This window comes from Roseovarius sp. BRH_c41, from assembly GCF_000961715.1.
Classification (GTDB): Bacteria; Pseudomonadota; Alphaproteobacteria; order Rhodobacterales; family Rhodobacteraceae; genus Roseovarius.
Genome location: NZ_LADY01000056.1, coordinates 173,748 through 185,670 on the forward strand (window position 1 = coordinate 173,748; position 11,923 = coordinate 185,670).

General features: G+C 62.1%; 9 protein-coding genes and 1 pseudogene. 4 read left to right on the forward strand and 6 right to left on the reverse strand.

Annotated elements, in window-relative coordinates; genetic code table 11:
• Positions 1-3 precede the first annotated feature (3 nt).
• Positions 4-855, reverse strand: a complete 852-nt coding sequence (locus VR71_RS17290; protein WP_045685929.1) for a peptidylprolyl isomerase — start codon at positions 853-855, stop codon at positions 4-6.
• Positions 856-1,046: 191 nt separating this feature from the next.
• Between VR71_RS17290 and secA the strand changes: the two genes are divergently transcribed.
• The 3 genes from secA to VR71_RS17305 all read left to right on the forward strand — a co-directional run bounded on the left by secA (position 1,047) and on the right by VR71_RS17305 (position 6,409).
• Positions 1,047-3,743 carry a preprotein translocase subunit SecA gene (secA, locus tag VR71_RS17295; RefSeq protein ID WP_009816921.1) on the forward strand — a complete coding sequence of 899 codons (2,697 nt, stop codon included), beginning with the start codon at positions 1,047-1,049 and terminating at the stop codon, positions 3,741-3,743.
• 94 nt (positions 3,744-3,837) lie between these two features.
• On the forward strand, positions 3,838-4,812 hold the full coding sequence (locus tag VR71_RS17300) for a hypothetical protein (protein WP_045685906.1): 975 nt from the start codon (positions 3,838-3,840) through the stop codon (positions 4,810-4,812).
• A gap of 25 nt (positions 4,813-4,837) precedes the next feature.
• Positions 4,838-6,409: a phosphate ABC transporter substrate-binding/OmpA family protein gene (locus VR71_RS17305; protein ID WP_296430529.1), complete on the forward strand. Its 1,572-nt coding sequence runs from the start codon at positions 4,838-4,840 to the stop codon at positions 6,407-6,409.
• A 6-nt stretch (positions 6,410-6,415) separates the two neighbouring features.
• Here the strand turns inward: VR71_RS17305 and radC are convergent, their stop codons facing one another.
• The 3 genes from radC to dnaK all read right to left on the reverse strand — a co-directional run bounded on the left by radC (position 6,416) and on the right by dnaK (position 10,406).
• Complete coding sequence (gene radC / locus VR71_RS17310; protein WP_045685908.1) at positions 6,416-7,171, reverse strand: DNA repair protein RadC; 756 nt, start codon at positions 7,169-7,171, stop codon at positions 6,416-6,418.
• Between the two features lie 87 nt (positions 7,172-7,258).
• Complete coding sequence (dnaJ, locus tag VR71_RS17315; protein ID WP_009816925.1) at positions 7,259-8,419, reverse strand: molecular chaperone DnaJ; 1,161 nt, start codon at positions 8,417-8,419, stop codon at positions 7,259-7,261.
• Positions 8,420-8,498: 79 nt separating this feature from the next.
• Complete coding sequence (gene dnaK / locus VR71_RS17320) at positions 8,499-10,406, reverse strand: molecular chaperone DnaK (RefSeq protein WP_009816926.1); 1,908 nt, start codon at positions 10,404-10,406, stop codon at positions 8,499-8,501.
• Positions 10,407-10,616: 210 nt separating this feature from the next.
• Here dnaK and VR71_RS17325 point away from each other — a divergent pair, with 210 nt between their 5' ends.
• Positions 10,617-11,225: an alpha-ketoglutarate-dependent dioxygenase AlkB gene (locus VR71_RS17325; protein WP_045685909.1), complete on the forward strand. Its 609-nt coding sequence runs from the start codon at positions 10,617-10,619 to the stop codon at positions 11,223-11,225.
• Between the two features lie 84 nt (positions 11,226-11,309).
• On the opposite strand, the gene VR71_RS25200 is transcribed toward VR71_RS17325, so the two are convergent.
• On the reverse strand, positions 11,310-11,480 hold the full coding sequence (locus tag VR71_RS25200) for a DUF465 domain-containing protein (protein WP_009816928.1): 171 nt from the start codon (positions 11,478-11,480) through the stop codon (positions 11,310-11,312).
• A 120-nt stretch (positions 11,481-11,600) separates the two neighbouring features.
• Positions 11,601-11,923, reverse strand: a pseudogene (locus VR71_RS17330) (methyltransferase); the annotation flags it as partial.

The following is an 11,923-nucleotide window of genomic DNA, read 5'->3' on the forward strand; positions in this document are numbered from 1 at the left end:
GGCTCAGTTCTCCAGCAAGTCGGTTTGGTTGATCACGGCCGGGTCCATGGTGCTACTGTCGGAGCGCACAATCTCGGTTGCGGCCTCGCGTTCGGTCATGAAGGCATTGAATGCGTCGCGGCGCAGGGTGTTCGCCAAATCCTCGCGCACCGCATCGAGCGTTGGGCGTTCCTTGACGCGAGTCTCGTTGAGTTGGATCACATGCCAGCCGAATTGCGTCTGCAACGGGGCGGAAACGTCTCCGACCTCGAGGGCTGCAACCGCCGCAAAGAACTCTGGCACCATCACGCCATCACCGAACCAGCCCAGATCGCCGCCCGAGGGGCCGGACGGGCCGGTGGAATGCTCTTGCGCGAGTGCTGCGAAATTTGCGCCGCCTTCCAACTCCGCCACCAACTTTTGCGCCTCTTCTTCGGTCTCGACGAGGATATGCGCGGCCTTGTATTCGGTCTGATCCTCTTGCCCCGCATATTGCGCGTCATAGGCGGCTTGCAGGCGCTCTTCGGTCATGTCGGCGTTGACCACACCTTCGGCCACATCGGCGGCCAGCACGGCGCGGCGCTCGTTCTCGAGCCGGAGAGCGGCGGCGCGGGACATCTCGCCGTCATGTGCCTGCACCAGCAATTCCTGCTGGATGAGCTGTTCGAGCACGCCGCTGAACAACGCATCGGGGGGTGTCTGATCAAATTGCTCGGGCAGGGCCGCACGCACCGCCAGCATATGCCCAAGGGTGATGTCGGTGCCGCCAACGGTGGCCATCACCGTTTCGGGGCTGGGGGTATCCTGGGCTGTGGCGGGAGAGGTGAGGGCCAGTCCGGTGACCAGTATGGTGGTGGAAAAGAGGGTGCGGAGCATGAAATCATCCTTTGGTGTGGTGCGCAGGGCGCGGGTGCGCGGGTGCGCAGCGTTGACACTCAACCGGCTGGCCCTTACATCGCCTTGAGACCAAGGCAGAACCGCCGTCTTGCGCCCGTTTTAGGGTGGTGCGGCAAGAGGGGCAAGCGGTTGCCTGTCACGGATAGTCAAAACACCGGAACGGATAGAACATGTTGGGTATTGGAACGGTCGCCAAAAAGATCTTCGGCACCCCGAATGACCGCAAGATCAAGGCGACACGGCCGCTGATCGCAAAGATCAACGCGCTGGAGCCCGAATATCAGGCGCTGAGCGATCAGGCGCTGATTGACAAGACCGCAGAATTCCGCAGCCGTATTGCCGGGGGCGAGACCCTTGATGCGATCCTGCCAGAAGCCTTTGCCAATTGCCGCGAGGGTGCGCGCCGGGCCTTGGGGCTGCGCGCGTTCGATGTTCAGCTCAAGGGCGGGATATTCCTGCATCAGGGCAACATTGCCGAAATGAAGACCGGCGAGGGCAAGACGCTGGTCGCGACCTTTCCCGCCTATCTCAACGCGCTGTCGGGCAAGGGCGTGCATATCGTCACGGTCAACGACTATCTGGCAAAGCGCGATGCCGAATGGATGGGCAAGGTGTTTGCCGCGCTCGGCATGACGACCGGCGTGGTCTATCCCCAGCAACCCGAGTCCGAGAAAAAGGCGGCCTATGCCGCCGACGTGACCTATGCCACCAACAACGAACTTGGCTTTGATTATCTGCGCGACAACATGAAATCCTCGCTCGAGGACATGAACCAGCGCGGGCATAATTTCGCCGTGGTCGACGAGGTGGACAGTATCCTGATCGACGAGGCGCGCACGCCTTTGATCATCTCGGGTCCCAGTCAGGATCGCAGCGGTCTCTATCAGTCGATCAACACGCTGATCCAGGAAGTGCAGGACGATCATTACAAGCTGGATGAGAAGACCCGCAACGTCACCTTTACCGACGAGGGCAACGAGTTTCTCGAAAACCTGCTCAGTGTGCGCGGCGTGCTGCCCGAGGGGCAATCGCTCTATGATCCCGAGAGCACGACCATCGTGCACCACGTCAATCAGGCGCTGCGCGCGCACAAGCTCTTTACCAAGGACAAGGATTACATCGTCCGGGGCGGCGATGTGGTGCTGATCGACGAATTCACCGGGCGGATGATGGCCGGACGGCGTCTGTCGGACGGGTTGCATCAGGCAATCGAGGCCAAGGAAGGCTGCACTATTCAGCCCGAGAACGTGACCTTGGCGCAGGTGACATTCCAGAACTATTTCCGCCTTTATGAGCGGCTGTCGGGCATGACCGGCACCGCGCTGACCGAGGCCGAGGAATTTGGCGAGATTTACGGGCTGGGTGTGGTCGAAGTGCCGACCAACCGCCCCATCGCACGGATCGACAAGGATGACGCGGTTTACCGCACCGCGCGCGAGAAATACGACGCGATTGTCGAGGCCATTCGCACGGCCTCTGAAAAGGGGCAGCCGACACTGGTGGGCACCACCTCGATCGAGAAATCCGAGAACCTGAGCAAATTGCTGACTGAGGCGGGCATTGCCCATAACGTGCTCAACGCCCGTCAGCATGAGAAAGAGGCGCAGATCGTCGCAGATGCCGGCAAGCTGGGCGCGGTGACAATCGCCACCAACATGGCCGGGCGCGGCACCGACATCAAGCTGGGCGGCAATGTCGAGTTCAAGATCATGGAGGCCATCGCCGCCGATCCCGAGGCCGACCCCGAAGAGATCCGCACGCGGATCGAATCCGAACATGCCGCCGATGAAGAGGCGGTCAAGGCCGCTGGCGGGCTCTTTGTTCTGGCCACCGAGCGGCACGAGAGCCGCCGCATCGACAATCAGCTGCGCGGCCGCTCTGGCCGTCAGGGCGATCCTGGCAAATCCGCCTTCTTCCTCAGCCTTGAGGATGATCTGATGCGGATTTTCGGATCCGAGCGGCTGGAAAAGGTGTTGGCGACGCTGGGCATGAAGGAAGGCGAGGCGATCATTCACCCTTGGGTGAACAAATCGCTGGAGCGCGCACAGGCCAAGGTCGAGGGGCGCAATTTTGACATCCGCAAGCAGCTCTTGAAGTTCGACGACGTGATGAACGAGCAGCGCAAGGTGATCTTCAAGCAGCGGCTCGACATCATGAAGGCCGCCGATCTGAGCGAGATCATCAAGGATATGCGCGGCGAGGTGATCGACGATCTGGTCGATCAGTACATGCCGCCCAAGACCTATGCCGATCAGTGGGATACCCACGGGCTCTATGCGGCGGTGATCGAAAAACTCAGCATGGATCTGCCGGTGATCGACTGGGCCGCCGAAGAAGGCGTGGACGACGAAGAGATCGTCGAGCGGCTGGAAAAGGCCGCCGATGAGATGATGGCGGCCAAGGCGGCGCAATTTGGCCCCGAGAGCATGCGGATGATCGAAAAGCAGGTGCTCTTGCAGACCATCGACGGCAAGTGGCGCGAGCATCTCTTGACGCTGGAACATCTGCGCAGCGTTGTCGGCTTTCGCGGGTATGCGCAGCGCGATCCGCTGAATGAATACAAGAACGAGGCGTTCCAACTGTTCGAAAACATGCTCGACAGCCTGCGCATGGATGTGACCCAAAAGCTGGCGCAGATCCGTCCCATGACCGAGGGTGAACAGCAGCAGTTGATGCAGGAAATGGCGGAACAGCGCGCGGCGATGATGGCGGCGGCAGACACCGGCGAGCCTGCGGAAGTCAACGAGAGCGCCGCCTCCGGCTTTGATGAAGCTGACCCTGCGACATGGGGCAATCCGGGGCGCAACGATCCCTGCCCCTGTGGATCGGGCAAGAAATTCAAGCATTGTCACGGGCGGCTGGCCTAGGCCGCCCGCCCGATTGCCACCTATTCCCTGCCATACCGGGGCCATTTTTCAGCGTTACCTCTTCCGAGACAATTGGTGTGTCAGGGAGAACGGTATGTCCAAGGTCCGACGTTACATCACCGCAGGCGGAACGCTCGCCTGTGCGCTGGGGATCGGGTATTTCATGCAGGCGGGCGCGCAGGTTCCTGCGCAGAACGCTGCGATGATCCCCACCTCGGGTCTCGAGACTCCGGTTGAAATCACCCAGATCGAGCTGACTTCGGCAGAGGCGGTGCCACCGATGACCGCGCCAGAGCCTGTGGCCCTGCCCGCAGCCCCTGTGACGCTTGTGGTGGCTCAGGATGCGCCATTGACCGACGCGCTACCCGAGGAAGAGGCCGTGCCAAGTTTCGCCTGCGACTACAGCATGCAGGCGCGCGCCTTGGCCGCCGCGATGGTCGAGGTGACGTTGAGCGCACCCTGTCAGCCCAACACCGGGTTCACCCTGCACCACAATGGTATGATGTTCACGGCTGTGACCGATGATCAGGGCCAGAGCACGCTCAACGTGCCGGCCTTGGCCGAGTCAGCGGTGTTCATCGCGGCCTTCGAGGACGGTCAGGGCGCGCTTGCCAGTGTGTCAGTGGATACGCTGGCGCTCTATGATCGCTATGTCGTGCAATGGCGCGGCGGTGCGGCGCTGCATGTGCATGCGCTGGAGTATGGCGCAGAGTTCGGCGCGGCGGGTCATGTCTGGGCGCAGGCCGAACAGGACATGACGCGCGCGGCCTCGGGCGATGGCGGCTTTCTGACCCAACTGGGCGAGCGGGATATGGATCAGGCGCTGCACGCCGAGGTCTATACCTTTCCGACCGGCACGGCGGCACGCCAAGGCGCGGTACAGGTGCAGGTCGAGGCCGAGGTGACCGCCGGGAATTGCGGGCGCGATCTTGAGGCGCAATCCATCGCAACCGGCGACACCGGGCTTGAAGTGCAGGATATTGTGCTCGCGATGCCCGATTGTGAGGGGGTCGGTGACTTTCTTGTGTTGAAAAACCTGTTCAATGACCTGAAGATCGCCTCCAACTAAGGCAAGGTCTTGCAGGGGGCGAGTGATGACAAAGATGCGTGCGGCGATCCTCGCCGCACTTTCATTTATAATGGCATTTGTGATCGCTCCGGGTCGCGCTCTGGCGCAGGATGTCACGCTGCGGTCGCATGATGGCTCGGTCGAGATTTCCGGCAATTTGCTGGGCTTCGACGGAGAGTTCTACCGCGTTGACACGATTTACGGTGAATTGACGGTCGATGGGTCGGGTGTCGGCTGCGAGGGGCCGGGGTGTCCGGATCTGGAACATTACGTGGCGCGGCTGATCTTTTCCGGCGCGCCGACGATTGGCCGGGTGTTGATGCCCGCGCTGATCGAGGCCTTTGCCATTCGCGGCGATTACGATGTCACACGCGAGGATCTGAGCGCGCAGGAGGTGCGTTTCGCGCTGCATCAGGGGGAGACGGGCGTTCTGATCGGCGAATTCCTCTTTCGCATGACCAATACAGATGAGGGTTTTGCCGATCTTTTGACGGATGAGGCTGATATCGCCATGACCCTGCGCGAGGCGCGGCAGGACGAGATCACGCGCGCGCGAGAGGCGGGATTGGGCAATCTGGCGGCGCAGGGACAGGTGCGGGTGCTGGCGCTCGATGCGCTGATTCCGGTCGTGGCCCCCAGCAATCCGGTGCAGGGCATCAGCCTGCGCCAACTGGCACGGGTGCTGTCGGGCGAGATCACCAATTGGGCCGATCTGGGCGGGCCGGATGCGCCGATTGACGTGCATCTGTGGGATGCGACCACCGGCATCGGGCAGGCCAGTGTGGATCAGGTGTTGCGCCCCGAAGGCCGGCAGGTGCTGGACCGGGCGATGCGTCATGCCGATGGCGCGGCCTTTGCCGAGGTGGTGTCGCGGGATCCCTTCGCGCTTGGGCTGACGACGCGCTCGGAACAGGGCAACACCTGGGAACTGGCGCTGACGGGTGACTGCGGTTTTGCCCTCAGCGCCACGCGCCGCGCCGTCAAGACCGAGGATTATCCGCTGACTGCGCCGCTCTTTATCTATCTGCCGGCGCGGCGACTGCCCAAGCTGGGGCGTGAATTCATGACCTATCTGCGCGATCCCTCGGCACAGTTGGTGATCCGGCGCGCCGGTTTCGTGGATCAAACCCCCGAGGAAATCGAGATCAACGCCCAAGGCGACCGGTTTGCCAATGCGATTGCGCAGGCGGGCGCGGAATTGGGGCTGGACGAGTTGCAGCGCATGGTGCGGGTGCTGGGACCGCTCAAGCGGCTGACCACGACCTTTCGATTCGAGGCCGGATCAGTGCGGCTTGATGCGCAATCACGCTCGAACGCCGAGCAATTGGCGCGGGCGATGGAACTGGGGCATTATGATGCACGGCGGCTTGTCTTTGTCGGCTTTTCCGATGGCGACGGACCAGCGGGCACCAATCGAGACATCGCCCTGCGCCGCGCCGAGACCGTGCGGCGCGCTGTGGTGCGCGCCGCCGAGACCGCCAATCTGGAGCGGATCAAGCTCGAGCTGGAGGCCTTTGGCGAGGCGATGCCGATGGCCTGCGACGACACCGCCTGGGGGCGGCAGGTGAACCGGCGCGTCGAGGTTTGGGTGCGCTGACCCGGCTCAGAGATAGCCTGCGGACCGAAAGCTGACCTCAACGGATTTGCCGATCACGATATGATCATGCAGCGCGAGGCCAAGCGCCTCTGCGGCGGTCTGGAGCTGTCGCGTCATGTCGATATCGGCGGCCGAGGGCGTGGGATCGCCCGAGGGGTGGTTATGCGCCAGAATGAGCGCGCTGGCATTCAATTGCAGGGCGCGTTTGACCACCTCACGCGGATAGACGGGCACGTGATCGACGGTGCCGCGCGCCTGTTCCTCATCCGCGATGAGGATATTCTTGCGGTCGAGGTAAAAGACGCGGAACTGTTCGATCTCGGCATGGGCCATGGTGGTGTGGCAATAGTCGAGTAGCGCGTCCCAAGAGGACAGCACCTGACGCCGCAGCACACGGGCGCGGGCCAGACGATGCGCTGCCGCCTCAACGATCTTGAGCTCGACCGCCACCGCCTCGCCAATGCCGGGCAGGGCAGTCAGCCGCTCCAGCGGGGCCGAGATGACCCCGTTGAAATCCCCGAACTGGCTGAGCAGCGCATGTGCCAGCGGTTTCGCATCACGGCGCGGGATGGCCCGAAAGAGCACAAGTTCCAGAAGCTCGTAATCCGGCATCGCGGCCGCGCCCCCATGCAGGAACCGGCTGCGCAACCGGCTGCGATGATCGCGGATGTAAGAGGGCAGTTTCTCAGGCGCGGTCGCCTCTGCCGCGTCGCAGGCAAAGAGGGGCAGGGGCATGTCGGAAAAGGCACGGGCTTTGCTCATGCGCCCAGCTTGCCGCAAGAGCCTTAGCAAGTGGTTAACGCGCGCGGGACAAATGTAAAAACCCGGCCTGCTCGGGCCGGGTTTGACTTAGCTCTTCATCGAATCCCAAAAACTCCGGACCGAAGAGAAAAAGCTCTTGCTCTCGGGGTTGTTATCCTCGCTCAGCGCCTCGAATTCACGCAAGAGCTCGGTCTGGCGCGCGGTGAGGTTGACGGGCGTTTCCACCGCCATCTCGATGAACATGTCACCATGCGTGCCGCCGCGCAGGGCGGGCATGCCCTTGGCGCGCAGACGCATCTGGCGGCCCGATTGCGAGCCTGGCGGGATTTTGACACGGCTGCGACCGCCGTCGATGGTCGGCACCTCGATATCGCCGCCAAGTGCCGCCTTGGTCATCGAGACCGGCACGCGGCAAAAGAGGTTGGTGTCGTCACGCTCAAAGAGGTCGTGCTTGGCCACGTCGATGAAGATATAGAGATCTCCCGCTGGACCGCCCCGCATGCCCGCCTCACCCTCACCGGCAAGCCGGATACGCGTGCCGGTTTCCACCCCGGCCGGAATGTTGACCGAGAGCGCGCGATCCTTTTGGACGCGGCCCTGACCCTGACAGACCTTGCAGGGGTTCTTGATGATCTGACCCAGACCGCCGCAGGTGGGACACGTCCGCTCGACGGTAAAGAAACCCTGCTGCGCGCGCACCTTGCCCATGCCAGAGCAGGTCGGGCAGGTGGTCGGCTGTGCGCCGCCCTCGGCCCCGGACCCCTCGCAGGCGTCACAGGGGACTGCCGAGGGCACCTTGATGGTCTTTTGCAGGCCGGAATAGGCCTCTTCCAGCGTCACGCGCAGGTTATAGCGCAGGTCGGCGCCACGGGCCGCGCGTTGCCGCCCGCCGCCGCGCCCACCGCCGCCCATGAAATCGCCAAAGAGGTCGTCGAACACATCCGAGAAGGCAGAGGCGAAATCGCCCTGCCCCGCGCCGCCAGCATAGCCACCGGGGCGCGCGCCGCCATTGCCCATTCCGCCCTCAAACGCGGCATGGCCAAAGCGGTCATAGGCCGCTTTCTTCTCGGCGTCCTTGAGCACGTCATAGGCCTCACCGGCCTCCTTGAACTGGCGTTCGGAGTCGGGGTTGTCGGAATTGCGGTCGGGGTGAAGTTCCTTGGCCTTCTTGCGATAGGCCTTTTTGATATCATCGGCCGAGGCGCCCTTGGACAACCCGAGCACTTCGTAATAGTCACGTTTGGCCATCGGGGATCTCCTTGGTATGACCCTTCAAGGGCCGGTCGACATCTCTGCCAAACCGGCCCTCGCTGGGTTCAAAACGGCCTCAGGCGCGTTTGTTGTCGTCGAGATCCTCAAAGTCGGCGTCAAGGATATCATCCTCATCGCCGCCACGATCCGCCGCGCGCGGCTCATCGTCGGGCTCGCTCTGGCTGGACTTGTAGATCGCCTCACCCAGTTTCATCGACGCTTCGGCCACGTTCTGAATGCCGGACTTGATCTTGCCGACATTGTCGGTCTCAAGCTCGTCCTTGAGCGCGGCAATGGCCAATTCGATCGCCTCGACGGTGGTCGGATCGACCTTGTCGCCATGTTCCTCGATCGACTTTTCGGTCGAGTTGATGAGGCTTTCGGCCTGATTGCGGGCCTCGACCAGTTCGCGACGGGCCTTGTCGGACTCGGCATTCTCTTCGGCGTCCTTGATCATCTTTTCGATGTCGTCGTCCGAGAGGCCGCCCGAGGCCTGGATCGTGATCTTCTGTTCCTTGTTGGTGCCCTTGTCCTTGGCGGACACGGACACGATGCCATTGGCGTCGATGTCGAATGTCACCTCGATCTGGGGCATGCCGCGCGGCGCGGGCGGGATGTGTTCCAGATTGAACTGGCCCAGCATCTTGTTGTCCGCCGCCATTTCCCGCTCGCCCTGGAACACACGGATCGTCACCGCCGATTGGTTGTCCTCTGCGGTCGAGAAGATCTGGCTCTTGTTCGTCGGAATGGTTGTGTTGCGGTCAATGAGGCGGGTGAACACGCCGCCCAAAGTTTCAATCCCGAGCGACAGCGGGGTCACATCGAGCAGCACCACATCCTTGACATCACCCTGAAGCACACCGGCCTGAATGGCGGCACCCATGGCAACCACCTCATCGGGGTTCACACCCTTATGCGGCTCTTTGCCAAAGAACTTGGTCACTTCTTCGACGACGCGGGGCATGCGGGTCATACCACCCACCAGAACCACCTCGTCAATGTCGGCAGCAGTCAGGCCCGCATCCTTGAGCGCGGCCTTGCAGGGCTTGAGCGAGGCGGCGATGAGATCATTCACCAGACTCTCAAGTTTGGCACGGGTCAGTTTGACCACCATGTGCAGCGGCTGGCCATTGGAGCCCATCGAAATGAACGGCTGGTTGATCTCGGTCTGGCTGCTGGAGCTGAGCTCGATCTTGGCCTTCTCGGCGGCTTCCTTGAGGCGCTGCAGCGCCATCTTGTCCTTGGTCAGGTCGACGCCGTGCTCTTTCTTGAACTCGTCGGCAAGGTAGTTGACGATGCGCATGTCAAAGTCTTCACCGCCGAGGAAGGTGTCGCCGTTGGTGGATTTCACTTCGAACAGACCATCGTCAATCTCGAGGATGGTCACGTCGAATGTGCCGCCACCAAGGTCATAGACCGCGATGGTGTGGGTCTCTTGCTTGTCCAGCCCATAGGCCAGCGCTGCGGCGGTTGGCTCGTTGATGATGCGCAGCACCTCGAGACCGGCGATTTTACCGGCGTCCTTGGTGGCCTGACGCTGGGCGTCATTGAAATAGGCGGGCACGGTGATGACGGCCTGCGTCACCTCTTCGCCAAGATAGCTCTCGGCGGTTTCCTTCATCTTGCCGAGGATGAAGGCGGAAATCTGCGAGGGTGAATATTTCTCGTCACGCGCCTTGACCCAGGCATCACCATTGCCGCCGTCGATGACGGTGAACGGCATGTTCTTCTTGTCCTTAGCGAGAAACGAGTCGTCTGCACGACGACCGATCAGGCGCTTGACACCAAAGATGGTGTTCTCTGGGTTGGTCACAGCCTGCCGCTTGGCGGGCTGGCCGACGAGACGTTCAGTTTCAGTGAATGCGACGATCGAGGGCGTTGTGCGCGCACCCTCAGAGTTTTCAATCACGCGGGCCTGAGAGCCGTCCATGATCGCGACGCAGCTGTTGGTGGTGCCGAGGTCAATACCAATAACTTTGGCCATGTTGTTCGATCCCTTCTAACTTAGGCGATATGACAGAGGCCCGACCCGTTCCGGCATCCGGCCCCCGGTGAATGACAGGTCTGCCAATGGCATGACCAGTGTTTCCGGGCGTATATAGGCAGGGGAATGTGCCCCTGCAAGCGGTCGCTGTCGGGCTAATTCTCAAATTTGGTCCAAATTGGCCCTGTGTGAGGCAAAAGGAGGCATGCGATGACAGAGCCCACGCTGATCCTGAGGGATTTCGCGATCTACAAGGACTGGCTTAACCCGCAGATGCAGGCCGATCTGGTAACGGAGTTGCGCGATGTGGTGGCACAGGCTCCGCTCCTGCAGCCGGTCACGCCCTCTGGCAAAGCCATGAGCGTGCGCATGACCTCTGCGGGGCGCTATGGCTGGATCAGCGACCGGGGCGGCTATCGCTATGCGCGTCAGCACCCCCAAGGCATGGGGTGGCCTGCGATCCCCGCACAGGTGCTGGAGATCTGGCAGGCATTGGTCAGCGATGTGCGGATGCCCGACTGCTGCCTGATCAATTTCTATGCGCCGGGGGCGCGGATGGGGATGCATCAGGACCGCGACGAGGCTGATTTCAACTGGCCGGTTTTGTCGGTCTCTCTGGGGGATGATGCGCTGTTTCGCATCGGCACGCTGGCGCGCGGGGGCAAGACCGAATCGCTCTGGCTCAATTCCGGCGATGTGGTGGTGATGGGCGGTGCCGCGCGGCTGGCGTATCACGGGGTGGACCGGATCAGACCGGGCAGTTCCAGCCTTTTGCGCGGGGGCGGGCGGATCAATCTCACCTGTCGCGTGGTGGAGTGATCCCGGACCTGCGCGGCAGGCATAAAAAAGGCCTTGTCCGCAGCCTATTGGCGGACAAGACCCGTGTTGCGAGGCACAAACGTGTCAGGCGTTGACCGACAGGCGTTCTATCTCTTCCTTGATCTTGAGTTTCTGTTTTTTCAGCTCCGCAATCTCTAGCGTGCTGCTGCCCGGCGCGCGCTGCGCCCGTTCCACTTGTTCCGAGAGCGCGTAATGTTTCTTCTTCAGTTCTTCAATATGCGAACTCAAGCTCATGGGCAGTCTCCTCTGTGTGGTGGGTGTCTATTCGACATGGGAAGTGCATCACATTTTTACAATACTGTCACGCTGCACCTGCAAACTGCGCGGTGTACTGCCTGCGGCATTTTAGATAAATTATGCGGGGAAAGGCAGCGCTGCCGCATTCCTGAGCACATCCGAGGTGGGAGCGGTGTAATCTTCGCCATCTTGCCCATGGTCGTGCCCGGCGTGAAGCAGCCAACCGTCGTGCAGCCGCAGCGCGGCGCGGCCACCCTTGCGCCCGCGGACCAGAATCAGCCGCGCGGCACGGCCCCGGCGCGGAATCAGCGGCAAGATCTCGAGGCTTCCCAGATGCGCCGCCATCGTCGCGAGAAAATCCGGCAATCGTTCGGCCCGCTGAATAAGCGTCACGGTGCCGCCCGCGCGCGTGCGCCGCGCGGCCGCGCGCACCCAATCCG